The organism is Paraburkholderia sp. HP33-1 (assembly GCF_021390595.1).
Taxonomy (GTDB): domain Bacteria; phylum Pseudomonadota; class Gammaproteobacteria; order Burkholderiales; family Burkholderiaceae; genus Paraburkholderia.
In genome coordinates this window covers 2,847,884-2,873,520 of the sequence record NZ_JAJEJR010000001.1, presented here as the reverse complement: position 1 = coordinate 2,873,520, position 25,637 = coordinate 2,847,884, and the positions used below count along the sequence as shown (strand labels likewise).

25 protein-coding genes are annotated in these 25,637 nt (G+C 64.8%); 10 read left to right on the top strand and 15 right to left on the bottom strand.

Features of this window, described 5'->3' with window-relative positions; translation table 11 throughout:
* The first annotated feature begins 114 nt into the window (after positions 1-114).
* A complete protein-coding gene (gene ribB, locus L0U81_RS13130; protein ID WP_233803291.1) occupies positions 115-834 on the top strand; it encodes a 3,4-dihydroxy-2-butanone-4-phosphate synthase in 720 nt (239 codons plus the stop codon).
* A 91-nt stretch (positions 835-925) separates the two neighbouring features.
* Here the strand turns inward: ribB and L0U81_RS13125 are convergent, their stop codons facing one another.
* From L0U81_RS13125 to glpD, 3 genes are all read right to left on the bottom strand, one after another.
* The gene (locus L0U81_RS13125; protein ID WP_233803289.1) at positions 926-1,612 is read right to left on the bottom strand and encodes an HAD family hydrolase; all 687 of its coding nucleotides are present in this window, start codon (positions 1,610-1,612) and stop codon (positions 926-928) included.
* 132 nt (positions 1,613-1,744) lie between these two features.
* Positions 1,745-3,244 (bottom strand): glycerol kinase GlpK, encoded by a 1,500-nt coding sequence (gene glpK / locus L0U81_RS13120; protein ID WP_233803287.1) that lies wholly within the window; start codon positions 3,242-3,244, stop codon positions 1,745-1,747.
* A gap of 167 nt (positions 3,245-3,411) precedes the next feature.
* Entirely contained in the window at positions 3,412-4,959 is a 1,548-nt protein-coding gene (gene glpD, locus L0U81_RS13115; protein WP_233803285.1) for a glycerol-3-phosphate dehydrogenase, read from the bottom strand.
* A gap of 181 nt (positions 4,960-5,140) precedes the next feature.
* Here glpD and L0U81_RS13110 point away from each other — a divergent pair, with 181 nt between their 5' ends.
* On the top strand, positions 5,141-5,515 hold the full coding sequence (locus L0U81_RS13110) for a hypothetical protein (protein WP_233803283.1): 375 nt from the start codon (positions 5,141-5,143) through the stop codon (positions 5,513-5,515).
* Positions 5,516-5,528: 13 nt separating this feature from the next.
* On the opposite strand, the gene L0U81_RS13105 is transcribed toward L0U81_RS13110, so the two are convergent.
* From L0U81_RS13105 to L0U81_RS13095, 3 genes are all read right to left on the bottom strand, one after another.
* On the bottom strand, positions 5,529-6,182 hold the full coding sequence (locus L0U81_RS13105) for a TetR/AcrR family transcriptional regulator (RefSeq protein ID WP_233803281.1): 654 nt from the start codon (positions 6,180-6,182) through the stop codon (positions 5,529-5,531).
* Between the two features lie 188 nt (positions 6,183-6,370).
* Positions 6,371-6,568 carry a hypothetical protein gene (locus tag L0U81_RS13100; protein WP_008919601.1) on the bottom strand — a complete coding sequence of 66 codons (198 nt, stop codon included), beginning with the start codon at positions 6,566-6,568 and terminating at the stop codon, positions 6,371-6,373.
* A gap of 309 nt (positions 6,569-6,877) precedes the next feature.
* Complete coding sequence (locus L0U81_RS13095) at positions 6,878-7,657, bottom strand: DeoR/GlpR family DNA-binding transcription regulator (protein WP_233803279.1); 780 nt, start codon at positions 7,655-7,657, stop codon at positions 6,878-6,880.
* Between the two features lie 305 nt (positions 7,658-7,962).
* On the opposite strand from L0U81_RS13095, the gene ggt reads away from it, so the two are divergent.
* From ggt to L0U81_RS13075, 4 genes are all read left to right on the top strand, one after another.
* Positions 7,963-9,600 (top strand): gamma-glutamyltransferase, encoded by a 1,638-nt coding sequence (gene ggt, locus L0U81_RS13090; RefSeq protein WP_233803277.1) that lies wholly within the window; start codon positions 7,963-7,965, stop codon positions 9,598-9,600.
* Positions 9,601-9,660: 60 nt separating this feature from the next.
* Entirely contained in the window at positions 9,661-11,031 is a 1,371-nt protein-coding gene (locus tag L0U81_RS13085; RefSeq protein ID WP_233803275.1) for an MFS transporter, read from the top strand.
* A 325-nt stretch (positions 11,032-11,356) separates the two neighbouring features.
* Positions 11,357-12,184, top strand: coding sequence for a ferritin-like domain-containing protein (locus tag L0U81_RS13080; protein WP_233803273.1), 828 nt, complete (start codon positions 11,357-11,359; stop codon positions 12,182-12,184).
* A 138-nt stretch (positions 12,185-12,322) separates the two neighbouring features.
* Positions 12,323-12,847 carry a hypothetical protein gene (locus tag L0U81_RS13075; RefSeq protein ID WP_233803271.1) on the top strand — a complete coding sequence of 175 codons (525 nt, stop codon included), beginning with the start codon at positions 12,323-12,325 and terminating at the stop codon, positions 12,845-12,847.
* 59 nt (positions 12,848-12,906) lie between these two features.
* On the opposite strand, the gene L0U81_RS13070 is transcribed toward L0U81_RS13075, so the two are convergent.
* From L0U81_RS13070 to L0U81_RS13055, 4 genes are all read right to left on the bottom strand, one after another.
* On the bottom strand, positions 12,907-14,499 hold the full coding sequence (locus tag L0U81_RS13070; protein ID WP_233803269.1) for a DEAD/DEAH box helicase: 1,593 nt from the start codon (positions 14,497-14,499) through the stop codon (positions 12,907-12,909).
* Positions 14,500-14,723: 224 nt separating this feature from the next.
* A complete protein-coding gene (trhA, locus tag L0U81_RS13065) occupies positions 14,724-15,344 on the bottom strand; it encodes a PAQR family membrane homeostasis protein TrhA (RefSeq protein ID WP_233803267.1) in 621 nt (206 codons plus the stop codon).
* A 132-nt stretch (positions 15,345-15,476) separates the two neighbouring features.
* Positions 15,477-16,778 (bottom strand): c-type cytochrome, encoded by a 1,302-nt coding sequence (locus tag L0U81_RS13060; protein ID WP_233803265.1) that lies wholly within the window; start codon positions 16,776-16,778, stop codon positions 15,477-15,479.
* A 21-nt stretch (positions 16,779-16,799) separates the two neighbouring features.
* Positions 16,800-17,531 (bottom strand): c-type cytochrome, encoded by a 732-nt coding sequence (locus L0U81_RS13055; protein WP_233803263.1) that lies wholly within the window; start codon positions 17,529-17,531, stop codon positions 16,800-16,802.
* A gap of 325 nt (positions 17,532-17,856) precedes the next feature.
* Here L0U81_RS13055 and copC point away from each other — a divergent pair, with 325 nt between their 5' ends.
* Together copC and L0U81_RS13045 are read left to right on the top strand one after the other, a co-directional pair.
* Entirely contained in the window at positions 17,857-18,234 is a 378-nt protein-coding gene (gene copC / locus L0U81_RS13050) for a copper homeostasis periplasmic binding protein CopC (protein WP_233803261.1), read from the top strand.
* Positions 18,231-19,160: a CopD family protein gene (locus tag L0U81_RS13045; protein WP_233803258.1), complete on the top strand. Its 930-nt coding sequence runs from the start codon at positions 18,231-18,233 to the stop codon at positions 19,158-19,160. The genes copC and L0U81_RS13045 overlap by 4 nt, the downstream gene beginning before the upstream one ends.
* 56 nt (positions 19,161-19,216) lie before the next feature.
* Here the strand turns inward: L0U81_RS13045 and L0U81_RS13040 are convergent, their stop codons facing one another.
* The 3 genes from L0U81_RS13040 to dgoD all read right to left on the bottom strand — a co-directional run bounded on the left by L0U81_RS13040 (position 19,217) and on the right by dgoD (position 22,217).
* Positions 19,217-19,519, bottom strand: a complete 303-nt coding sequence (locus tag L0U81_RS13040; RefSeq protein WP_233804325.1) for a hypothetical protein — start codon at positions 19,517-19,519, stop codon at positions 19,217-19,219.
* A 138-nt stretch (positions 19,520-19,657) separates the two neighbouring features.
* Entirely contained in the window at positions 19,658-20,953 is a 1,296-nt protein-coding gene (locus tag L0U81_RS13035) for an MFS transporter (RefSeq protein WP_233803256.1), read from the bottom strand.
* A gap of 115 nt (positions 20,954-21,068) precedes the next feature.
* Entirely contained in the window at positions 21,069-22,217 is a 1,149-nt protein-coding gene (gene dgoD / locus L0U81_RS13030) for a galactonate dehydratase (RefSeq protein ID WP_233803254.1), read from the bottom strand.
* A gap of 135 nt (positions 22,218-22,352) precedes the next feature.
* Here dgoD and L0U81_RS13025 point away from each other — a divergent pair, with 135 nt between their 5' ends.
* A complete protein-coding gene (locus tag L0U81_RS13025; RefSeq protein WP_233803252.1) occupies positions 22,353-23,078 on the top strand; it encodes a FadR/GntR family transcriptional regulator in 726 nt (241 codons plus the stop codon).
* A 29-nt stretch (positions 23,079-23,107) separates the two neighbouring features.
* Here the strand turns inward: L0U81_RS13025 and L0U81_RS13020 are convergent, their stop codons facing one another.
* Positions 23,108-24,646, bottom strand: a complete 1,539-nt coding sequence (locus L0U81_RS13020; protein WP_233803250.1) for a DHA2 family efflux MFS transporter permease subunit — start codon at positions 24,644-24,646, stop codon at positions 23,108-23,110.
* A 136-nt stretch (positions 24,647-24,782) separates the two neighbouring features.
* Between L0U81_RS13020 and L0U81_RS13015 the strand changes: the two genes are divergently transcribed.
* Positions 24,783-25,226 carry a MarR family winged helix-turn-helix transcriptional regulator gene (locus tag L0U81_RS13015; RefSeq protein WP_233803248.1) on the top strand — a complete coding sequence of 148 codons (444 nt, stop codon included), beginning with the start codon at positions 24,783-24,785 and terminating at the stop codon, positions 25,224-25,226.
* A 35-nt stretch (positions 25,227-25,261) separates the two neighbouring features.
* Here L0U81_RS13015 and L0U81_RS13010 read toward each other — a convergent pair whose 3' ends face one another.
* Positions 25,262-25,600 (bottom strand): hypothetical protein, encoded by a 339-nt coding sequence (locus L0U81_RS13010; protein ID WP_233803246.1) that lies wholly within the window; start codon positions 25,598-25,600, stop codon positions 25,262-25,264.
* Positions 25,601-25,637 lie beyond the last annotated feature (37 nt).

The following is a 25,637-nucleotide window of genomic DNA, read 5'->3' as shown; positions in this document are numbered from 1 at the left end:
AGCTGAGGCGGCAGATGAGCGCCCGCTTTCGTGCGGCGCCCGGCGGCGCGTCTCAGTCTGTTTGCAATGCCCTGAAACGTTTCTCGCCCAACTTTTGCGATGAGCGTTTCAACCATGTCTTTTGCTACTTTTCCCGCTCCGTCGACGATTGCAGACGATGCCTTCGCCGATCTCCCGCTGCTTGCCGCCGAAGCCGTTCCGCCGCGTATCGCCGCCGCCTTGCAGGCGCTGCGCGAGGGTCGCGCCGTGGTGCTGCAGGACGACCACGACCGCGAGAACGAAGCCGATCTGATCGTCGCGGCCGAGCGCCTGTCGGTCGAAACGATGGCGCTGCTGATCCGCGAATGCAGCGGCATCGTGTGCCTGTGCCTGCCCGACGACAAGATCCGTGCGCTCGAACTGCCGCCGATGGCCGTCAACAACGAAAGCCGTCACGGCACCGCGTTCACGGTGTCGATCGAGGCGCGCGAAGGCGTCAGCACCGGCGTGTCGGCGCAGGATCGCGTGACGACGATCCGTGCCGCGATCGCCGATACGGCGAAGCCCGCCGACATCGTGCGCCCTGGTCACGTGTTCCCGCTGCGCGCGATGCCCGGCGGCGTGCTCGCGCGGCGCGGCCACACCGAAGGCACCGTCGATCTCGCGATCCTCGCGGGCCTGAAGCCGGCTGGCGTGCTGTGCGAACTGATGAACGCCGACGGCACGATGACGCGCGGCGCGGACGTCGAACGCTTTGCCGCGCAACACAATCTGCCGATGCTGACGATCGCCGAGCTGGTCGAGTTTCGCGAGGCGCTCGCGCAGGTGCGCGAGGGCGCGATGGTCGAGGCTTGACGGGCCATCCATCGAGCGGCGCTTGACGCCATCATGCAAAAAGCCGGTTCTTCAGAAGAAGAACCGGCTTTTTTTCGCCTTGCGGAAACCGCTACGACTGCACGTCGCCAAACTCGCCGCGCACGCCCGCCTCGATGAGCGCCGGCAGCTCATCCATGTGCTTCATGATCCGCGTGATGCCCATCGCGCGCAGCGCATCCGCGTAGCCGTCCGGAATATGGCTCGCGCCGACGAACGCGATCGTCTTCATGCCGGCTGCGCGCGCCGCGTTCAGACCCGCGACGCTGTCTTCGACGACGAGGCAGCGCGCCGGCTCGACCCCGAGCGTGCTGGCCGCGAACAGATAGACGTCGGGATAGGGCTTCGGCCGCGCGACCTGCTCGGCGCTGAACACGCGCTCGCCGAAGATCTGCTGCAAACCCGCGCGCCGCACCGAAGCGCTCACGCGCGTCAAGCGGCTGTTCGAGACGACCGCGGCCGGTAGCGTCACGCGTTGCAGCGCGTCGCGCACGCCGTGGATCGGACCGAGCGACGCGGCGAGCGCGAGCTCGACGTTGTGCTCGATCGTATCGAGGAAGTTCGCGGGCAGCGTAATGTCGAACTGCTTTTCGAGGCCGGCGAGAAAGCGCGACGTCTGCTGGCCGAACGCGGTTTTGACGACGGGGGCGAAATCGAGGCCGGGGAAGGTGGCCGTCAGCGTGTCGAACATCACGCGATCGGCGATGACTTCACTGTCGACGAGCACGCCGTCGCAGTCACAGATGAGGTGGTCGATCATGCCTGAAAAACGTTAAGCGCAAAGCGCTCGGGCGACGGGTTGCGGGCCCGCGCGCCGCGGTGAAAAAGCGCCATCATACGTGCTTTCGGACGCGGGCCTTCGCGCCGCGCCAAACCGGACGAATGCGCCGCCTTACGGCGTATCGGCCCAGGCCTTCGCCGCGCGAATCGCGCGCTGCCAGCCTTCGAGACACGTCTTCACCTCCGCATGCGGCAGCGCCGGGGTAAAGCGGTGCTCGAGCTTCCACTGGCTTTTCAATTCGTCGATGTCCTTCCAGTAGCCGACCGCAAGCCCGGCCAGATACGCGGCGCCCAGTGCGGTCGTCTCCGACACCTGCGGTCGCACCGTGTCGACGCCGAGAATGTCGGCCTGGAACTGCATCAGCAGATTGTTCGCGCAGGCGCCGCCATCCACGCGCAACTCGCCGATGCGAATGCCCGAGTCGGCTTCCATGGCCGTCAGCACGTCGAGCGATTGATACGCGATCGAATCGAGCGCGGCGCGCGCGATGTGCGCCGACGTGGTGCCACGCGTGACGCCGAACAGCGTGCCGCGCGCATGCGCGTTCCAGTGCGGTGCGCCGAGACCGGCGAACGCGGGCACGAGGTACACGCCGTCGCAATGCGGCACGCCGCGCGCGAGCGTTTCGATTTCCGCCGCGTTCTTGATGATGCCGAGGCCATCGCGCAGCCACTGCACGACCGCGCCGCCGATGAAGATGCTGCCTTCGAGCGCATAGTCGATCCGCTCGCCGATCTGCCAAGCGATCGTCGTGATGAGATTGTTCTTCGATTCGATCGGTTTCTCGCCCGTGTTCATCACGAGGAAGCAGCCGGTGCCGTAGGTGTTCTTCACCATGCCGGACTCGGTGCACATCTGGCCGAACAGTGCCGCGTGCTGATCGCCGGCGATGCCCGCGAGCGGAATTTTCGACGCGAACACGGTGGTCACCGTCAGTCCGTACACCTCCGACGACGGCCGCACGTCCGGCAGCATGCTTCGCGGGATGTCGAGCGCGGCGAGCAGCTCGTCGTCCCACTTCAGCATGTGGATGTTGAACAGCATCGTGCGCGAAGCGTTGGTCACGTCGGTGACGTGCAGCGCGCCTTTCGTGAAATTCCACATGAGCCAGCTATCGACGGTGCCGAACGCGAGCCGGCCCTGACGCGCTTTTTCGCGCGCACCTTCGACGTTGTCGAGAATCCAGCGGATTTTGGTCGCCGAGAAATACGAGTCGATCGGCAGACCGGTCTTCGCGCGTACGCTCGCTTCGAGCCCCTGCGCCTTCAGTTCGTCGCAGAAGTCGGCGGTACGGCGGTCCTGCCAGACGATCGCGTTGTAGATCGGATGGCCGGTTTCGCGATCCCACACGATGGTGGTTTCGCGCTGGTTCGTGATGCCGATCGCCGCGATCGACGTGCCGTTCATGCCGGCGCGCGTGACGGCCTCGGCGGCGACGCCGGCCTGCGTCGACCAGATTTCCTGCGGGTCGTGCTCGACCCAGCCCGGATGCGGGTAGATCTGCTGGAATTCCTTCTGCGCGATCGACACGACGTTGCCGCGCCGGTCGAACAGCATCGCGCGCGAGCTGGTGGTGCCTTGGTCAAGCGCGAGGACGTACTGATCCTGCATTGTCTCTTCTCCATGCGTGTTACGGATCGCCGGATTGCTGGCCGGCGATGGGAACGGCGTGTTGTTATGAGCGGGCCGCCATAGTGTGAGGGTGCGTGCCGGAGCCGTCCAGCCGAACCTGCAGTGGGTGGCCGAAGCGCGGCGCGTGGGTGCGGGTGGCGCGCCGCCTACGCGCTCTGCTGCGCCGGCTCGCGCGCGAACCACGCGTCGATGTCGCGCGTGACCTGCTCGAGCGTGCCCGGCTCGAGATGCAGGCCGAGCTTCGAGCGTCGCCACAGCACGTCCTCGGCGCTGAGCGCCCATTCGGTATCGCGCAGATAGACCAGCTCGGCTTCGTGCAGTCCCGGCGCGAACTCGCGGCCGAGCTCGGCGCGCGAACGTGCCGGGCCGATCACGCGATTCGCCCGCGTGCCATACGCGCGCGCGAGCCGGTGCGCGAGCGACGCCGGAAGCCACGCATGCTCGCGCGAGAACTCACCGAGGAAGCGATTGAAGTTCGCCTGCGCGATGTCGCCGCCCGGCAGCGGCGCGCCGGCGGTCCACGCGGGCGCACCGTGTCGCAGTGCCTCGGTGAGCGTGTCGACGGCCTGCTCGGCGAGCTTGCGAAAGGTCGTGATCTTGCCGCCGAACACCGACAGCAGCGGCGCCTCGTTCGCGGGCGCGTCGAGTTCGAGCGAGTAGTCGCGCGTGACCGCCGACGGATTGTCCGCGTTCTCGTCCTCCAGCAGCGGGCGCACGCCCGAATAGCTCCAGCGCACGTCGGCGGGGGAGATCTTCTGCCTGAAGTAGCGGTTGATCGAATCGCACAGGTACTGCGTTTCGTTCGCGTCGATCGCGACCTGCGACGGGTCGCCGCGATATTCGAGGTCGGTCGTGCCGATCAGCGTGTAGTCGTGCTCGTACGGAATCGCAAAGATGATCCGCTTGTCCGGGTTCTGGAAGATGTACGCATGGTCGTGCTCGAACAGGCGCCGCGTAACGATGTGGCTGCCCTTGACGAGCCGCACGCTGTGCGACGCCGGCCGGCCGAGAGCGCCTTTCAGCAGCTCGCCGACCCACGGGCCCGCCGCGTTGGCGATCGCGGCGGCGCGCACGTCGAGCGTCGTGCCGTCCGCGCGCTGCAGTCGCGCGCGCCACTCGCCATTGGCGCGCTCGGCCTTGACCAGCTTCGTGCGCGTTAGGATCGTCGCGCCGCGCTCGTGCGCGTCGAGCGCGGTCAGCACGACGAGGCGCGCGTCGTTGACCCAGCCATCCGAATATACAAAGCCGCGCTTGATCGAATCGACGAGCGGCGCGCCGGCGGGATGCCGGCTCATCACGATGCCGCGCGAACCCGGCAGCAGCTCGCGTTTGGCCAGATGGTCGTAGAGGAACAGACCCGCCCGGATCAGCCAGGCGGGGCGCAGGTCCGGCATATGCGGCATCACGAAGCGCAGCGGCCACATGATATGCGGCGCCGCACGTAGCAGCGTTTCGCGTTCCTGCAGCGCCTTGCGCACGAGCCCGAACTCACGGTACTCGAGGTAGCGCAGGCCGCCGTGAATCAGCTTGGTACTCGCCGACGACGTGTGCGCGGCCAGATCGTCCTGCTCGCACAGCAGCACCGACAGGCCGCGACCGGCCGCGTCGCGGGCGATGCCGGCGCCGTTGATCCCGCCGCCCACGACGAGCAAATCGTAGTTCGTGCCTTGCGCCACCTGCTGAGTCCTTTGCATCGAATCTGGAAGTGAGTTGGAAAGCAAATCGAACGCACCATGTTCGTTTGCGAACTCTAATGAACATATTCGAAAAAGTAAAGTTCACTCTATCCGAACCAATCCTGGCCGTATGGCGAGGGAGTGGCGCAACGCATAGCCGCGGACGATACTCTCGTCAGCAGCCATTTCGAGGTGATGTATGCGTGGACTTTTGATGATCGGCGCGGCGGTGCTTCTGGCGGGATGCGTGAGCACGCCGAGCCTGGAGGGGACGAGGGGCGCGCCGTCGTTCGATGCGTTGCAGCAGATGTGCTCGCCGCAGATCGTCGACTACGGCCCCGACGCGCAGGTCGTCTACGAGACGTTCTTCGACGCCTATGTGGCGAACCGGCGCGGGCGGCTGTCGAAGGAGGACTTCTGCGCGTTCCAGGCGTCGATTGCGCAGCGCCATGCCAGCGAGGCGACGAGCAGCGATCCGAAGGTGCGTAACCAGTGGGTCGAGTTCTTCAACGAGCAGCGCGCAAGGGCAATCAGCTGGCGTGCGAGTGTCGATTCGACCTTGCGTGCCGGGTGAGCGGCGCACAGATTTACGCGCGCTGCGCCAACGCTCCGCGCCACAGCATGCGCAAAATCTGCGCGAACACCGCTTCGCGCGACGGCTGTTGGGCGCCGTCCGCAGCAGAAGGGGCCTGTTGCGCCGCCGACGGCGGCAACTGGTTCGCGAGCGCGAGCATCGTGAAACCGTGCAGGCTCGTCCAGTACGCGTAGCCGATCAGGCGCGGATCGCCTTCGAGAATGCCCGCTTCGACGAGCCGCTCGAAATGCGCTTCCAGCAGCTGCCATGCGCGCCGCGACGCGTCGGCCAGTTCAGGGTAAGCGCCTTGCTGCTGCGGCGTCTGGTCGAACATCAAACGGTAGGCGTGCGGTTCGTCGAGCGCGAAGGCGACGTAGGCCCGGCTGACGGCGCTGTGATCGATCGCGGGGGCATCCATGGGGATGCTTTGCGCGGCCGCTTCGAGGCGCGCGGCGAACCGGTTGAACGCGGCGGCGCGGACCATCGCCAGAATTTCGTCTTTGTCGCGGAAATAGCGATAGGGAGTCATCGCGCTGCAGCCGAGCTCCTTCGCCAGCTCGCGCATCGTTACGCCCTGCGCGCCGCGTGTCGCGAAGGCATTTTCGGCGACACGCCGCATGGCTTCGCGAAACTGCTGGATGTCGTCGGCGGAGAGCGTCTTGGGCATATGCGAGGGCGGGGAGTCCGTCGCGTGAATTTACTGTGTAAATGAGCCGCGCACAATAAAAGGCCGCGAAGGCGGCCGTCGTTATGCGAATCGGGTGAGGCGAAGTCGCAAGAGGGGAGCGCGCGGGGCGTGCGCCAAGGCGGCGCGAGCACGCCGCCAACGACTCTCGAATCGACTGCCGGAGAAACTCAGGAATAACGTTTGATGGCCCGCAACGCGGTGTCGCCGGTTTCCGTGACGCGCCATTCTTCATTGCCCGATGCGAGGCGTTCGAGTTGCACCAATTGGCGTTCGAGCAACGCATCGAGTTCTTGTCGGTCCATATCGACCTGGTGGGGGGCGTCCTTGACGAGCAACAACGTGGCGAATTCATGCGGACTCAGCATCGTTCTCTCCATGTCAGGCAATCGCGGACAACCCATACAGTCGACCGGCAGGCCGGGTCGGGGTCCGCTAAAGGATCAGGGCGGGAGGTACGGCTTACACGACAGATTCACACAACCGACGCCGTGCGAAACTCGCAACGCACGTTGGGGAACTGGAGTGTAGGCGAGCACCGATGAAACGCCAACCTGGTGCCCGTAAATTTTCCATTTGACAATTCGCTGCGCGATTGGCGGTCCGGCCCCGCAGCCAGATTCTTGATTTCACGCGAAGTTTTGCGTGCACCGCAGCATGGCGGAGAACGCCTGGCATTATCCGGCGATATAGATTTGACAATTGGCGGCGCTCAGCGCCTCGGTCATGTCGGCGGGCGGGGCTGCGTCGGTAAACAGCGCATCGATCTGTTCCAGATGTCCCTGGCGAACTAGTGCCGGGCGGCCGAACTTTGAGTGATCGGCAGCGAGGAACACGGTGCGCGCGTGCTCGATGATCGCCTCGGCGACACGCACCTCGCGCGTGTCGAAATCGCGCAGCGTACCGTCCGTTTCGATGCTCGACGTGCCGATGATCGCGAAATCGACCTTGAACTGCCGGATGAAGTCGATCGCCAGTTCGCCGACGATGCCTTTGTCCCATGGCCGCACGATGCCGCCCGTCACCAGCACCTCGCAATCCGGGTAGCCGCTCATCATGCTTGCGACGTTCAGATTGTTCGTGACCACGCGCAGTCCGCGGTGGCGGTTCAGCGCACGCGCGACTTCCTCGGTAGTCGTGCCGAGGTTGATGAACAGCGACGCCTGATCGGGAATGTGAGTGGCCACGAGTGCCGCGATGCGTCGTTTCTCTTCATGGAACATCCGCTGCCGCGCGGTGTAGGAGACGTTCTCGGAGCTGGTCGGCAGACTGGCGCCGCCGTGATAGCGGCGCAGCAGGTTCATATCGGCGAGCCAGTTGACGTCGCGGCGGATCGTCTGCGGTGTGACGTCGAAATGGCTCGCGAGGTCGTCCACGGTTACGAAGCCGTCGCGTTGCACCCACTCCAGCAATTCCTGTTGCCGGGCGTTGAGAGTCAGGCGGGGGTCTCGTGTCATGTGTCTCGTGTCGTGGCTGTTGTATCGGCGCGGTCCGTCGCCGAACGCGGCTGTCGCTATTGTAAGACCATCGGGCCCCTCGCCCGCTAACGGGCGCAATCCGCCTAAACTTCACGGCAAGGTTTCAAACCTGCTTCGACCCCGCCATTCAGATGCATCGCGCATTTATTCATTTGATAAATGAATTTGTTTTTTGCCCCGCTTCGCGATGCAATCCTGGGTTCCACGATTTACTTGCTTTACAACCTTTCCCACGATGTCCGGCGACTTTTGCGTGCCGGGCCACGCTTTCGAGAGTGTTCGACATGACTGGCTTCAACTGGCAAAACCCCTATCCGACACAACGTCTGCCCGTATTCGCACGCAATATCGTCTCGACCTCGCATCCGCTCGCCGCGCAGGCCGGGCTGCGTATGCTGTGGAAGGGCGGCAATGCCGTCGATGCGGCCATCGCGGCCGCCGCCGCGATCACGGTCGTCGAGCCGGTGTCGTGCGGCCTTGGCGGCGATGCGTTCGCGCTCGTGTGGGACGGCAAGAAGCTGCATGGTCTGAACGCGTCGGGCGTGTCGCCGGCCGCATGGAACGTCGAATACTTCAAGCGCAAATACGGCGAGGAAAACGGCCTCGCGAAGCAGCCGAAGCGCGGCTGGGACGCGGTCACGGTGCCCGGCGTGATCGCCGGCTGGGAAGCGCTGCATCAGAAGTTCGGCAAGCTGCCGTTCGCCGACCTGATGGAGCCGGCCATCGAGATCGCGGAGCGCGGTCACGCGGTGGCGAGCGTCGTCGCGTACAAATGGGCGGCTGCCGTGCCGGAACTGAAGGATCAGCCGGGCTTCGCACAGACCTTCATGCCGCGCGGCCGCGCGCCTGAAGTCAGCGAACTGGTGCGCTTCCCCGGTCACGCAAAGACGCTGCGTCAACTCGCCGAGCAAGGCCCGCGCGCGTACTACGAAGGCGAGATCGCCGAGCGTATCGCCGCGTTCGCGCGCGAAGGCGGCGGCGCGCTGAGCGCCGACGATCTGCGCAACTACCGCGCGGACTGGGTCGAGCCGATCGGCAAGGACTATCGCGGCTACACCGTGCATGAGATTCCGCCGAACGGCCAGGGCATCGCGGCGCTGGTTGCGCTCGGCATTCTCGAGAAGTTCGACGTGAAGTCGCTGAAGGTCGACAGCGTCGAGTCGCAGCATCTGCAGATTGAAGCGATGAAGCTCGCGTTTGCCGACGTGTATCGCTACGTCGCTGATCCGCGTTCGATGGAAGTCACGCCCGAGCAGATGCTCGACGACGCTTATCTCACGTCGCGTGCGAAGCTGATCGATCCCAAGCGCGCGACGCACTTCAACTTCGGCATGCCGAAGGCGGGCGGCACGATCTACATGTCGGCGGCGGACGAGAGCGGCATGATGGTCAGCTTCATCCAGTCGAACTACATGGGCTTCGGCTCGGGCGTCGTGGTGCCGGACAGCGGTATCGCGCTGCAGAACCGCGGCTGCGGCTTCTCGATGGATCCGAACTCGCCGAACGTCGTCGAGGGCGGCAAGCGGCCGTTCCACACGATCATCCCGGCGTTCCTCACGCAGCAGGTGAACGGTCGGCAGGAAGCGGTGATGAGCTTCGGCGTGATGGGCGGCGACATGCAGCCGCAAGGCCATCTGCAAACGGTAGTGCGCATGCTCGACTACGGTCAGCAGCCGCAGGCCGCGTGCGATGCGCCGCGCTGGAAGGTCAACCACGACTTCACGGTCGATATCGAGTCGACGCTCGATCCGAAGACCACCGAGGGCTTGCAGAAGCTCGGCCACACGATCAAGTCGGTCGACGATCCGTACATGGACTTCGGCTCCGGCCAGTTCATCTGGAAGCTCGATCGCAACGAGCCGGAACGCGGCTACGTGGCAGCCAGCGACAGCCGCCGCGACGGGCTCGCCGCCGGTTTCTAGGTCGCAACACCGCAACACGCTGAGCCGAGGTCCGCAACAGTAGACAAACAGGAGACCACCATGAACACTCCCGCGTTGCATTCGACGATCGCTTCGCCTCGCGCCGCGCCGCTTTCGAAAGCGATGGTGCGGCGGATCGTTTTCTCGTCGTCGATTGGCAACGCGCTCGAGTGGTTCGACTTCCTGGTCTACGGCTACTTCGCGACGATCATTGCGAAACAGTTCTTCCCGATGCAGGACGAGTGGCTCTCGACGCTGCTCGCAATCGCCACGTTCGGCATCTCGTTCCTGATGCGTCCGCTCGGCGCGGTCGTGCTCGGCGTGTACGGCGACCGCAAGGGCCGCAAGGCGGCGCTCACGCTCGCCATCGCGCTGATGATGGTCGGTACCTTCACGATGGCGGTGATGCCGCCGTTTTCGTCGGTCGGTCTCGCGGCGCCGCTGCTGGTGCTGTTCGCCCGGCTCGTGCAGGGCTTCGCGGTCGGCGGTGAGTTCGGCAGCGCGACCGCGTTCATGGTCGAGCACAGCGCGTCGCGTCGCGGCTATTACGCGAGCTGGCAGTTCGCGAGCCAGGGTCTCGCGGCGATCACCGCGGCGGCCTTCGGTTCGCTCCTGAGCGCATGGCTGCCGGCCGAGCATCTGAATAGCTGGGGCTGGCGCTTGCCGTTCGTGTTTGGTCTGCTGCTCGGGCCGGTCGGCTACTACATCCGCTCGCATCTCGACGAGACGCCCGAATTCCTCGCGTTGCGTGAAGAGCGCGCGGCCAGCGAGGCGGCTGGCGAGCGCAAGGTCGTGAGCGAGACGAAGGACGCGTCGTTCTCCAATCAGTGGGTCAACCTGCTGCTCACGATCGGCATCGTCGCGCAGTCGACCGTCGGCGTGTACGTGCTGCAGCTCTACATGCCGCTCTACGCGGTCAAGCAGCTGCATATGGCGGCGGCCGCGTCGTTCGGCGTAGTCGTGCTGAACGGCGGTATGCAGTTCATCTTCTCGCCGATCATGGGCGCGCTGTCAGATCGCATCGGCCGCATTCGCATCATGCTGACGACGTCGATCCTGCTGGGTCTACTGATTTATCCGATGTTCGCGTGGCTGCAGACTCATCCGACGATTGGCTGGCTGCTCGTGCTGCAAGGCGTCGCCGGTATGTTCAAGGCCGCTTACTCGGGGCCGATGCCCGCGCTGATGTCGGAGATCTTCCCAACCCAGGTGCGCTCGACCGGTCTTTCGATCGGTTACAGCCTCGGCGTGACGATCTTCGGCGGCTTCGCGCCGACCATCGTCGAAACCTTCATTCATTTGACCGGCGACAAACTCGCGCCAAGTTATTACGTGCTGCTTGCGGCGGTGCTCTCGGGCGTGTCGCTGATCATCGTCGCGCTGCGTATGCGTCGCGTGCGTCCCGTGTCGGGCGACGTACAACCTGCCTGAGGACGCGGACGCCCGCCAGGGCCGACAAGCCCGCCGGACCGGACGTCTGTCCAGAAAGCCAGCCGTTTGAACGGGTTTTTTTCCGCCTTGCGCACTTCGTTGAATACGTTGGAAGATTTCGACTATCTTGCAGTCGGAACTGCGTTGATGCGGCATGGTCTGTGCTGTGTGATCTGCATGCCCGGATATCTCCGGCTAACATGCAGAGTACGAGGGCCCAACTCTAATTCACGGCGTTGTATCCGGCACGGAGAAACATCACGGCGAGCGCGGGGGGCAGTTGCGAGTGGCTCCACCGGCCGGTACAGCATGGGAGCAAGACACGATGCAAACAGAGCTGAACCATGTCATGCCCTGGCGGATCGAGGACATCGATCTGACGCGCATTGACCGGCAGAAGGCCGCCGTCAACGAAGACCTGCTGCTGTTGCTGTGTGCGGCTTCGTTCATCGAAAGCGGCACCGATCTCTATACCAGCAATCTGAGTACGTTTTTCAACGGCGATCCCGAGGTCTCTGCCTGGCTCAACGACGAGTGGGAGCCTGAGGAAATGCAGCACGGCCGGGCGCTGAAGACCTATATCGGATATGTGTGGCCGGAGTTCGACTGGGACACCGCGTTCCGTAATTTCATGGGCGAGTATTCGCTCACGTGCTCGGTCGAGGATTTCGAAAAGACCCGCGCGCTCGAGATGGTCGCGCGTTGCGTCGTCGAAACGGGTACCGCGACGCTGTATCGCGCGATCAACGAGTGCTCGGACGAGCCGGTGCTCAAGCAGATCACCGACAACATCCGCACCGACGAAGTCCGTCACTACAAGCACTTTTTCAAATACTTCAAGAAGTACAACCGCATCGAAGGCAATGGCCGGCTCGCGGTGCTCGGCGCGTTGATGCGTCGCGTGATGGAAATCAAGAACGAAGATTCGGAGATCGCGTTGCGGCACGTGTTCGCGATTCGCTATCCGGAGCGCGTGCACGACTTCGCGTATAACCGCGAGCGCGCGGCCCGCATCACTACCCTGGTGCGGCGCAATCTGTCTGCCGACATGTGCGTGAAGATGCTGCTCAAGCCGCTACAGCTGCCGGCGCGCATTCAACCGGGCGTGCATTACCCGCTCGCGAAGATCACGCAGCACGTGTTCTTTCGCTGAGCGATCGATCGTTGCGGCATTCATCAGCCGGATGCAGTTGCAACGACCTGACGAAGCGAACCAAAGTCCGCTCATGCGGGCTTTGGTTCTTTCGAGGCATGATTGAGCCTTATTGACCACTTCGAATGGATCGATGCCATGAGCGATTCCTCCGCATCCGCGCGTCCGCTCGAACAGACCGTATTCGACGAATGGCCGTCCAACGTGCGTGCGCTCTTCGACGGGGCGTCGCTTGCTGATAAGGCGGGCTTCACGGCCTCGCTGCTGACTGTCGATGCGAACGGCCACGTGCGCACATCGCTGCTGAGCGTCGGAGAACTCTATGTACCCGACTCACGCACGCTGTGCATCGCGCTATGGCCGCAAGCCCGAGCGACGCGCGCGATCGCGCAAAGCGGACGCGCGGCGCTGAGCTTCGTCTGTGATGCGGAGTTCTATCAGGTGCAGTTGCGTGTCGCGCCGTTGCCCGGCGTTGACGGCGACGACAGCGGTCTCGTCTATCTGCTCGGCGCGATCGACACGGCGGAAGCGCAAAGCGTCCGTTATGCGCGCCTGACCGGCGGCGTCACTTTCGAATTGCAAGGAGAGGGGAGTGCGGTGCTCGAGCGATGGGAACAGCAGGTCGAGCATTTGAAGCGGGCCGCCGCCGCGAGCAGCCGTTAGTCTTCGAGCAGAGAAGCACTAACGGCTGATACAGCGGCAGCCTTCAGGCACGGCGACGCTTAACGGCCGCGCTCGCCGTTGCGCGACGGTTGCGCGCCACGCGGCGCATCGTTGCGCTTGACACCGCCGCCGAGCAACGCGCCCGGATTGCCGTTGTGCGAACGATTGCCCTGCGGCTTGCGCGGCGCATGGTGCGCGGCGCTGCCCTCAGGCGCTGCGGTACGCGGCCGGTCGTCGTGACGCTGCGCATCGCGACGCGGCTGGCCGCCGTTGCCGGCCGGCTTCGCGCCTTGCGAGCGCGGCGCGGGCTGACCGTTCGACGGACGCTGGCCCGAGCGCTCACCCGTGCCTTGTCCCGTACGCTGACCGGAGCCTTGAGCCGGTTTGGCCGAAGCGCCACCACCAGCACCGCCCGCACTTGCCCCGCCACGGCGCCCAGCGCCTTGTTCCTGGCGCGGCGAACGTCCGCCGCCGCCCTGGCCGCGTCGCTGGATCGGCTCCGGCTTCGCGGTCGGGTCCGGCTCGAATCCGGCGATGACTTCCTGTGGGACCGGACGCTTGATCAGCTTCTCGATGTCCTTCAGCAACTGCAGTTCATCGACGCACACGAGCGACACCGCCTCGCCCGTCGCGCCCGCGCGACCCGTGCGGCCGATGCGGTGCACGTAGTCTTCCGGCACGTTCGGCAGATCGAAGTTGACCACGTGCGGCAGCTGATCGATATCGATGCCGCGTGCCGCGATGTCGGTCGCGACCAGCACCTGCAGCGTGCCGTCCTTGAACTCGGCGAGCGCGCGCGTGCGCGCGGACTGGCTCTTGTTGCCGTGAATCGCGAGCGCGCTGATGCCGTCCTTCGTCAGCTGCTCGGCGAGGCGGTTCGCGCCGTGCTTGGTGCGCGTGAACACGAGCACCTGGAACCAGTTGTGCTGACGAATCAGATGCGTGAGCAGCTCGCGCTTGCGGTCGCGATCGACCGGATGAATCTTCTGCGCGACCGTTTCGGCCGTCGTGTTGCGGCGCGCGACTTCGATCAGCGCCGGCGAGTCGAGCAGGCTGTCGGCGAGCGTCTTGATCTCGTCGGAGAAAGTCGCCGAGAACAGCAGGTTCTGGCGCTTCGGCGGCAGCTTCGCGAGCACGCGCTTGATGTCGTGGATGAAGCCCATGTCGAGCATGCGGTCCGCTTCGTCGAGCACGAGGATCTCGAGATGAGACAGGTCGATGGTCTTCTGCTGCATGTGATCGAGCAGACGGCCCGGCGTCGCGACGACGATATCGACGCCGCGCTTCAATGCGTCGATCTGCGGATTGATGCCGACGCCGCCGAACATCACGGTCGACTTCAGCTTCAGGTACTTGCCGTACGCACGCACACTTTCTTCGACCTGGGCGGCGAGTTCGCGCGTCGGCGTGAGGATCAGCGCGCGCACTACGCGCTTGCCGCCGGCGGCCGGCGGCATCGAATTCAGACGCTGCAGGATCGGCAGCGTGAAGCCGGCGGTTTTGCCGGTGCCGGTCTGCGCGCCGGCGAGCAGGTCGCCGCCATTGAGCACGGCGGGGATCGCCTGAGTCTGGATCGGAGTCGGGCTGGTGTAGCCAAGTTCATTGACAGCGCGGACCAGCGGTTCGGACAAGCCGAGGGAATCAAAAGACATAAAAGCTCTTTGCAATGCAGTTTCGCGAACGGTCCAGCGGGGGCAACGGACCCCAACGCGGAAAAACCAGCGCGGCATCGACACGCCAGGATGGCGTGTGCGAGGCCGAAGCCCGGTTCCGTTCACGGAGAAATCGGCGGCACGCTCACAGATGTGCCGGATGTTTCAACGCGCTATGCAGACACGTCGACTGGCCTTAAGTTGCATTTCGTCGCCGTGGAATGTCACGCGACATAGCGCGCGACACTGACGAATTGACACAGACTGCCCGCCAGTACGAACAGGTGCCAGATACCATGTCCGTGGCGGATGCGCTCGTCGTTGATGAAGAAATAGATGCCGGCGCTATAGATGACGCCGCCGGCCACGAGCCACGCGGTACCCGCGGCTGGCAATGCCTCCACCAGCGGGCGGACGGCTACGAGCGCGAGCCATCCCATCAACACATACAGCACCATCGACACGCTGCGGGTGCGTCGCCCGAGCGTGAGTTCCTGCACGATGCCGAGGGCGGCAAGCCCCCAGCTCACGCCGAATAGCGACCAGCCCCACGGTCCACGCAAGGTGACGAGCGTGAACGGTGTGTAGCTGCCGGCGATCAGCAGGTAGATCGCCGAATGATCGCATTTCTGCAGAATCGCCTTCAGACGCGGATGGCTCACGCTGTGATACAGCGTCGAGATCGCATACAGCACGAACAGCATCGCACCATACACGCTGAAGCTCACCACCTTGTACGCGTCGCCGGCGAGTGCGCCCATCGTGACGAGCGTCGCCAGCCCCACCACCGACAGCACGGCGCCGACGAGATGGGTAATGCTGTTCAAGCGCTCACCAACGGGCACGGCTCCTTCCTCCTGCACGGTCACCCGAGGGTGGCCACTAACACAAACGGACCCATATGATACCGGTCTTGAAAAAACGAAGGGCGCGGCCGCGAAATTCGCAGGCCGCGCCCGGGGTGCGTCGGACGCTGCTTAGTCGAGCGGTGCCGAACGCAGGTCGGCCACTTGCTGCGGCGACACGGCCGTGCCGTGGTTGCCCCAGGACATACGGATGTACGTCACGACCGCCGCCACTTCCTGATTCGACAGAGCCTGTGCGAACGGCGGCATGCCGTACGGATGCGGGTTCGCGTCCGTGCTCGGCGGATAACCACCGTTCAGCACCATGCGGATCGGGTTGACCGCCGACGGCATCTGGATCGACGGGTTGTTCGCGAGCGGCGGGAACGCCGGTGGCATGCCGAGACCATTGTCCGCGTGGCACTTCGCGCACTTGTCACCGTAGATCTTCTGACCTTGCTTCAACAGTTCGCCGCCAAACTTTTCCGAGGTTTCGAGCTGCAGCGGTTCCGGTGCTTCGCTCTTCTGCGGAATCGTCTTCAGGTACGTCGCCATCGCGTTGATGTCTTCGGCCGACAAATACTGCAAGCTGTTGTGAACCACTTCGGCCATCGGACCGAACACCGCGCCGCGGCTCGACACGCCGGTCTTGAGCAGATCGGCGATGTCCTGCAGCTCCCAGTCGCCGAGGCCGGCTTCACGGTTCGACGTCAGCGACGGCGCATACCAGTTCTGCAGCGGAATCAGACCACCCGCGAAAGCCGCCGAGCTGACCGGGCCGCCCATCGCGTTGATCGACGTGTGGCACATGCCGCAGTGGCCGAGGCCTTCGACCAGATACGCACCGCGGTTCCATTCGACCGACTTGGTCGGATCCGGCTTGAACTCGCCTTCACGGAAGAACAGCGTGCGCCAGCCGATCAGCATGTTGCGCTGGTTGAACGGGAACTTCAGTTCGTGCGGACGGCTCGGCACGTTGACCGGCGCGACCGAGCGCAGGTACGCATAGATCGCGTCGGAGTCGGCGCGCGTGACCTTCGTGTAGCTCGTGAACGGGAAGCCCGGATAGAGCAGGCTGCCGTCCTTCGAGCGGCCCGTGTGCATCGCGCGATAGAAGTCGTCCTGAGTCCACTTGCCGATGCCGTACTGGTCGTCCGGCGTGATGTTCGGCGTGAACATCGTGCCGAACGGCGTGGCCATCGGCAGGCCGCCCGCGAACGGCTGGCCGCCGCGCACCGTGTGGCAGGCGATACAGTCGCCGGCGCGGGCGAGGTACTCGCCCTTCTTGATCAGGTCGGCCTGGTCCGCGGGCGTTGCCGCCACGGCCGCGCCGCTGCCATGCAGATTGTCGCCGCCCGACCACAGGACGGGAACGAGTGCGGCAGCCGCGACCACGATGACTGCCGAGAGGGCGAACAAAGACTTGCGTTTCATTTGAATGTCTCTCCCGGCGCCTTATTGCGGTTCGCTGCCGCAGGCAAGCGGAGTCTTCAAGGAGCGGGCCGGAGCCGGCACGGGGTTTTGCGGAGCCTGCTGCGTGGAAAGCCAGGCCGCGACCGCGTTCACGTCTTCGTCGCTAAGGCGCGTGGCGATCGTGTGCATGCAGTCCGGCGCGATGGCGCGACGCGTGCCCGAGCGCCATGAGCCGAGTTGCGCGCTGATGTAGTCGGAGTGCAGACCGACGAGACCCGGGATCGCCGGTTCCATACCGGTCAGCGCCTTGCCGTGGCAAGCCGCGCAAGCGGGCACCTGCTTCGATGCATCACCTTGCAGCACGATCTGCTGACCGCGCGCGAGCGTGGCGGCCGATACCGTCGGCCTGGCCGGCGTCGGATACGGCGGGCGCTGCTGCGAGAAGAAGGTGGCGATCTGATGCAGGTAGTCGTCGGAGAGATACGTGACGAGGTAGTTCATGGGCGGGTACTTGCGGCGCCCTTCACGGAAGTTCTGCAACTGATTGAACAGATATCCCGCCGGCTTGCCCGCGAGGCGCGGGAAGTAGTCGTTGTCGGTACCTTGCCCATGTGTGCCGTGGCAGGCTGTGCAGCCTTGCACGCGCGCTTCCATCGTGTCAGGGGCCTTCGGTTGAGTCTGCGCTTTCGCAGCGCTATAGACACCCGCGGTGCCGATCAACAGAATGGCAAGCAACGGGCGGAAGAGGCGTCTTGAAGACACGCGTAACTCCATCAGAATCGGGGACCTGACCGAACTTCGGGCGGCTCGGTGTGAAGGACAGCCGTCGCTGCGGCGACGCAGCATTCTATCATCGAAGGGTGATGGTGACCATTTGCCGCATTAGAGACGGTTCCAGGTGTGACCGCCATGCGACAGTGTGTCGCGATGTGCCGATTTCGGACTTCTCCTGATTCATGTGTCGTGGTCAAGCCAGGTTGAACCGATCCCCGCGCGCGCCATCGAAGCGTACACTTCCGGGCTCGCCGGCCGTCGTGGAGACGACGCGCCTCGCCGGTCCGGCCATGTTCCATTCGTTCTCATCCGCTATCGGCCTTACATGAAGCTATTCGATTTTTCCTCGTCGACGCTGCGTGCGTTGATGTCCGGCGCGGTGGCGCTGGCCATGTCGTCCACCGCGTTCGCGCATGCGCATCTGATCTCGAGCGTGCCGGCCGCGAACGCCGACGCCGTCGCGCCCGCCGACGTGACGATCCATTTCACCGAGCCGCTCGAGCCCGCGTTCAGCAGGATCACGCTCGCCGGTACCAGCGGCAAGCCCGCGACGACGAGTACGTCGGCGGTCGATAGCGCGGACGCCCGCGTGATGCGCCTCGCGCTGCCGCAACTGACGAGCGGCCGCTATGCGGTGCACTGGATCGCGGTGGCCACCGACGGCCATCGTACGCAAGGCGACTTCGCGTTCAACGTCAAATGAACTTCGACGGACTGTGGATCGGGCAGGTCGCAATGGCCGCGCTCATGAACGTCGCGTTCGGCTTCGCCGTCGGCTCGGCGCTGCTCGGCGCATGGCTCGCGAAGGACGGACGACTCGGCACGTCGCCAGCGCGCCCCGGCTGGATGCGCGCGCAACGGTCGATGCTCACGGCGACCATCGTGCTGGTACTTGCCGATCTCGGCTGGCTGCTGTATCAGGCGGCGTCGATGAGTGGCGTCGCGTTGCCCGCCGCGTTCGGCGTGGTGCCGACCGTGCTGACCCAAACGCATGTCGGCTACGGCTGGAGTCTCGCGTTCGGCGGCGCGCTGGTGCTGCTCGGCACCGCGCTGAACCACGGCTCGGGCATGCTGCGTAACACCCTGCTGTGGCTCGCGGTGCTCGCGATAGCGGCGGGCAAGGCGTCGCTTGGTCATGCAGCCGATTCCGGCGTCGTCTCTGCCGCGATCGGCATGCAGACGCTGCACGTGCTCGCGACGAGCGTATGGGGCGGACTCACGATGGCCGCCGGCCTCGCGGTGCTGCCGGCGCTCGGCGCATCGACGGCGCGCGGCATGCTGATCCGCACGGCGACCCAGGTGTCGAGCGTGTCGATCGTCGCGGTCGCGTTGGTATTGCTGTCGGGCGTCTTCAATGCGGTGCGCGGCTCGGGCGGTTCGTTTGAAGCGATCCATGCGAGCACGTGGGGGCATGTGCTGACGTTGAAGCTCGTGCTGGTCGCGCTTGCACTCGTGCTCGGCGGGCTGAACCGGACCTCGGCGCTGCCGCGCCTGCGTCGCACCGCGTCGACCATGGATGCGCACACCTTCGTCAACGTGATGTATCTGGAAGCGCTCGTGATAATCGGCGTGTTCGTCGTTGCGGCTGCGCTGTCGCATAGCGTGCCGGCGTTCGCGGCGCTCGGTTGAACGCGTGGCGCGGCCTGCGTGTTTGAGCGATCCGTCGATGGATGCTTGAGGGCCGCTTACTCGAAGCCGAGGCGATGACCGAGAATCGGCGCGCAGAACAGCGCGATCGCGCAGCCCGCGGCCTTGCCTTCGAGTTCGGCGCCGGCCGCGTGCGAGCCGGCCATCTGCGTGAGCAGATGGAAGACCTGTGGCAGGCAGTACAGCACCGCCGCGCCCATGAAGCATTTCCCGACCACCGCGATGCTCCATCCGCGCTCGTAAGCGAGCATCGCGCCGATGATGCGCAGCACGCCGAACGCGACCAGCGCGCCGACCGCTGCCTGTTCGCGGATCAGATAGTCAGGAAGGAATTCGCCCATGGCCGTGCCCAATGCATGTGTCGTTTGCATGCATTTCAGCAAGGCGCTGGCGATACGTCTGTCCGATACCGAACAAACGGTGCGAAGGCCCGCGCGTCACGTGGCCGTGACGCGCGGGCAGGGCCACGAACGAGGCGCTCAGCGGATGCGCTCGATCTTGCCCACTAGGAACAGATACGACAGCGCGCCGATCACGCCGACTGCGCTCATGAACATCAGCGCGGGCTTGAAGTCGCCGTTGCGGACGATGAACCCGATCACCACCGGCACGCAGATCGACGACAGATTGCCCATCAGGTTGAACATGCCGCCGGTCAGGCCGAGCAATTCCTTCTTCGCCATCGACGACACCAGCACCCACGTTATCGACGCAAAGCCGCTGCCGAAGAACGCGATCGCCATGAAGAGGATCACCATCGCGGGCGTGTCGACGTAGTTCGCGCCGACGATCGTTGTCGATAGCAGGAGGCCCGTGACGATCGGCACCTTGCGCGCGACCGTGGCCGACACGCCGCGCCGGATCATCCAGTCCGACAGCAGACCCGAGCCCAGAATTCCGACGAACGCGGCGAGAAACGGCACGGCCGCCATGAAGCCGGCCTTCAGGAAGTCCATGTGCCGGTACTTGACGAGGTAGGTCGGAAACCAGGTGAGGAAGAACCACAGCGTCGAGGTCACGGCGATCTGGCCGATATACACGCCCCACAACTTACGGTTGCCGAGCACGGCGCGCCAGTCGGCGGCGGTGTAGCGCGCGCGGGCGCGCTGCATGTTCCCGAGGTCGACGAGGCCGCCGCCCGCGCGGATGGTTTCGAGCTCGGCGGCGTTAATGTCGGTGGCCTCGGACGGCTCGCGGTACAGCGCGTACCAGACGAGCGCCCAGCCGAGGCCGATCGCGCCCGTCAGAAAGAACACGCCCGGCCAGCCGAAATGCTGCTGCGTGAGCACGAGCGCGGGCGTCAGGAATGCCAGCCCGACGTACTGGCCGGACGTGTAGGTGGCGATCGCGCGGGCCCGCTCGTTATCCGGAAACCACGTGGTGACGACGCGATTGAGCGTCGGATAGGCGGGCGCTTCGAGCGCTCCGAGCAGCACGCGCAGCGACAGCAGCATCACGAACGCGCTGGCGAAGCCTTGCAGCAGCGTCGCGAGCGACCACAGCCCGATGATCAGCGCGAGCAGCAGGCGAGGGCGCGTGCGGTCCACGAGGATGCCGCCGGGAATCTGCAGCAGCGCGTACGACCAGCCGAAGGCCGAAAACACGAGGCCCATCTGGGCGGGATCGAGTTGCAGGTCCTGGCCGATCGCGGTTGCGGCGATCGACAGATTGCTGCGATCGAGATACGTGATGACCACGGTGATGAACAGCATCGCGAGCAGGCGGTGGCGCTTGCCGGTCGCTTGCGCGTGGACGTGAATGTGGGTTGTCTCCACGGAGGTAGCCTTTTGGTGTTTTTTATCGACGGCGGGTGAGGGTGAAACGCAAACCGCGCAAAGCCGGAACGCCGCCCGCCGGCAGCATTCCGCCTGATTCGCTCAGCTGCTCAGATCACCACTCGGCGACGCTGCCGTCCGCGTGACGCCACACCGGATTGCGCCAGCGATGACCGACCTTCGCCATCTCGCGCACCTTCTCTTCGTTGACCTCGATGCCAAGTCCCGGGCCCTGCGGAATCGACACGAAGCCGTCTTCGTACTTGAAGACTTCCGGGTTGCGGATGTAGTCGAGCAGGTCGTTGCCCTGGTTGTAGTGGATGCCGAGGCTCTGTTCCTGGATGAAAGCGTTGTAGCTCACCGCGTCGATCTGCAGGCAGGTCGCGAGCGCGATCGGGCCGAGCGGGCAATGCAGCGCGAGCGCGACGTCGTAGGCTTCGGCCATCGCGGCGATCTTGCGGCACTCGGTGATGCCGCCCGCGTGCGACGCGTCCGGCTGGATGATGTCGACGTAGCCGCCCGACAGGATGTGCTTGAAGTCCCAGCGCGAATACAGACGCTCGCCGAGCGCGATCGGCGTGTTGGTCTGATTGACGATGTCGCGCAGCGCCTCGGCGTTCTCCGAGAGCACCGGCTCTTCGATGAACAGCAGCTTGTACGGGTCGAGTTCCTTGGCGAGCACCTTCGCCATCGGCTTGTGCACGCGGCCGTGGAAGTCCACGCCGATGCCGATGTTCGGCCCGACCGCCTCGCGGACCGCCGCGACGTTGTTGATGACGCCTTGTACCTTGTCGAAGGTGTCGATGATCTGCAGCTCTTCCGAGCCGTTCATCTTGACGGCCTTGAAGCCGCGCTCGACCACCGCGCGCGCGTTGTTGGCGACATCGCTCGGACGGTCGCCGCCGATCCACGAATACACCTTGATCCTGTCGCGCACCTGGCCGCCGAGCAGCGCATGCACCGGCACGCCATGATGCTTGCCCTTGATGTCCCACAGCGCCTGATCGACGCCGGCGATCGCGCTCATCGTGATCGGGCCGCCGCGATAGAAGCCCGAGCGGTACATCACCTGCCAGTGATCCTCGATCAGCAGCGGGTCCTTGCCGATCAGATAGTCGGACAGTTCCTCGACGGCCGCGGCGACCGTATGCGCGCGGCCTTCCACCACCGGCTCGCCCCAACCGACGATGCCCTCGTCGGTCTCGATCTTCAGGAAGCACCAGCGCGGCGGGACGATGAAGGTTTCGAGCTTGGTGATTTTCATGGCGCGTGTCTCCTATGTCCCATGCAAAGCAGGCCTGCGCGGCCGCGGAAAAATTCGGAGATTCGATGCTACAACAAAAGCGCTTTAAAGTACTATTAATAGTACTATTTGCCAAATAGTGGTCAGACTGAAAGAATGACGGCCGCGTTGCGCCACCCCACCACCAGCCGCGAGGAGAAAGCCATTCAGCACGATCTGCACGGGCGAGTCGCCCAACTGCTCGCGACCGCGATTCTGCGCGGCGACCACGCGCCGGACTCGATCCTGCCGCGCGAAGCCGAGTTGATGGAGACGTACGGCGTGAGCCGTACGGTGCTGCGCGAGGCGCTGCGCACGCTGACGTCGAAAGGGCTGATCGGATCGCGCCCGCGCGTCGGTACGCGCGTGCGTCAGAAGTCCGCGTGGAATCTGCTCGATGCCGATCTGCTCGACTGGTACTCACGCGTCGCCGAGCCGATGGCGTTCGCCCTGAAGCTTCAGGAAATGCGCGAGATGATCGAGCCGTACGCCGCCGGCCTCGCGGCCGACGCGTACACCGACGAGACGTTGGGCGCGCTCGCGGCCGCGCATGCCTCGATGGTGGCGGCGCGTAACGTGGACGAATGGGTGCGCGCGGATCTGCAGTTCCACCTGAGCGTGCTCACTGCGTGCAGCAACGAATTGCTGATTCCGCTCGGTGCGCTGATCGAGCGCACGCTGGAGGCCCAGTTGCGGCTCAATGCGAAACGCGCCGACGTGTTCAATGCGTCGCTCGCCGAGCACACGGCGGTGTTCGACGCGATCTGCGCGCGCGATGCCGCAGGGGCGCGCGCGGCGATGGCGTCATTGCTCGGCGTGACGCGCGGGAGAATCGAAGGCTAAGGCCGGCGTCGCCGCACTCGGTCCCGATCTCAATCCATCGCCGCATGCGCAACCGATGCATCGGGCGCCTTGCGCGACGGCCGGATCAGCAGCAGCAGCGGGATCACTAGCAGCGTCGCCATGAACATCAGCTTGAAGTCGTTCAGATACGCGACCATCGACGCCTGCTGAGTGATCGACGCGTTCAGCGCCGCGATGTCATAGCTCGAGCCGCTGTCGAGCATCGGCCGGATCGCCGGATTGAACGCGGTGATATTTGCCGCGAGGTCCGCGTGCGAGATTTGCGTGTTGCGCGTCATCAGCGTCTGCACGATCGAAATGCCGATACTGCTGCCGATGTTGCGCATCAGGCTGTACGTCGCGGTGCCGTCCGCGCGCAACTCCGGCGACAGCGTCGAAAACGTCAGCGCGGACAGCGGCACGAACACGAGGCCGAGCCCGAAGCCCTGGATCACGCCAGGCCACACGATATTCGACGCCGACAGCACGATCGTGTAATGCATCATCTGCCAGAGCGCGAACGCCGAAATCAGGAAGCCGCAGAGCAGTAGCAGCCGCGCGTCGACACGTCTTAGCAGCCGGCCGGCGATCAGCATGGCGACCATCGTGCCCGCGCCGCTCGGCGCGGTGACGAGGCCCGTCATCGCGACCGGATAGCCCATCAGGTTCTGCAGCATCGGCGGCAGCAGCGCGCGCGTCGCGTACATCACCGCGCCGATCACGAAGATGAAGAACGTGCCGGTCGCGAAGTTCGGGTCTTTCAGCAACTGGTACTTGAAGAACGAATCCTTGCCGACCGTCGCCGTGTGCACCAGAAAGAACGCGAAGCTGATCGCCGCGACGAGCGCCTCGATCACGATCTCGGTCGACGAAAACCAGTCGAGCTGCTCGCCGCGATCGAGCATCGCCTGCAACGCGCCGATCGCGAGGCCGAGCGTGATGAAGCCGAACGCGTCGAACTTCACGTCGTGTTTCGGCTCGCGCGTCGGCAGGAAAGTCGCCACGCCGAACAGCGCGAACGCGCCGATCGGCACGTTGATAAAGAACACCCAGCGCCAGTTGTAGCTATCGGTCAGCCAGCCGCCGAGCGTCGGACCGAGAATCGGCCCGACCATCACGCCCATACCCCACACGGCCATTGCCTGGCCCTGCTTTTCGCGTGGGTTGATGTCGAGCAGGATCGATTGCGACAGCGGCACCAGCGACGCGCCGAAGACCCCCTGCAGCAGGCGCGACCCGACGATCTGCGGCAGCGTCTCGGAGAGTCCGCAGAGCGCGGACGACACCGTGAAGCCGCCGATCGCGATCAGCAGCAGCCGCTTCATGCTGAGGCGATCCGACAGCCAGCCGGTGAGCGGCGTGGCGATCGCGGCGGCGACGATATAGGAGGTGAGCACCCACGTGATCTCGTCCTGTGACGCGGACAGCGTGCCTTGCATATGCGGCAGCGCGACGTTGGCGATCGTGCTGTCGAGCGTCTGGATCAGCGTCGCGAGCATGATCGAGATCGTGATCATCGGCCGGTTGAGCGGTGCGGTAGTGCTCGTCGGCGTGGAGGCGGAAGACATGAAGGGTGGGGATCGTCGAAATAGTAAGCATGCTTAGTATATCGGATGTGCGGGTTTGCGCTATCGGGAGTTGTGCTGACGGTCGAACGCATGCGCAGTCGCTCTGCAAGCCGGAGTGCTTCCGTATAATCCGCGCATGAAAACTCAATTCGAAGAGCGCTTCGGCTTTCTGATTTACGACGTCGGCCGCCTCTCGGGCAAGCGGTTCGACGATCTTGCGAAGTCGTCGGTCGATCTGACGCGCGCGCAGTGCCGCGTGCTGGCCTATCTCGGCCATTACGGCGACATCAATCAGGCGCGGCTCGCGGACCTGCTCGAGGTCGCTCCGATCTCGGCGGGCCGGCTGCTCGACCGGATGGAGGAGGGCGGCTGGATCGAGCGGGCCGCGAATCCGCAGGATCGTCGCGAGCGCCAGGTGCGCATGACGCCGAAGGCCGAGCGCACGCTCGGCAAGGCGCGCAAGGTCGGCGACGAGGTTGCGCTCGAAGCGCTGGACGGCTTCAGCGATGAAGAAACAGCGCAGCTGATCGCGTTTTTGCAGCGGGTGCGCGGCAATCTGAGCCGGCTGGTGGACCGCTGAAACGTCGCGGTCTTTGGCTCGCGCTTCAAATCACGTTATCTGGATTCCGAGGCGGCCGCGGCGCCGCTCGGCGGTACCAGTTCGTAACAGCCCGGCGCCGCTGACGTTTTCGCTTTGCCATCCGGCTGCAGTGGATCGATGCATTTGAACGCGCTCTGATCCCGCTGCACGAAGATCGTGTCGGTCGGGCCCGTGTTGACGACGGCGACGATCTTGTAGCCGTCCTGCAGCAACGTCGCGAGCATGGTTGAGCTGGCGCGCCACTGGCTGTTGGACGGGGTCGGGGTTTGGGCTTGAGCGGTCAGGGTGGCGGTCGTGCCGGCGAGCGTGAGCGCAGCGGTGGTTGCGGCGAGCGCGACGGTGCGGAACGTCATCAGGGGAACCTCCTCGAAGTTGCAACGGATGGGCGAT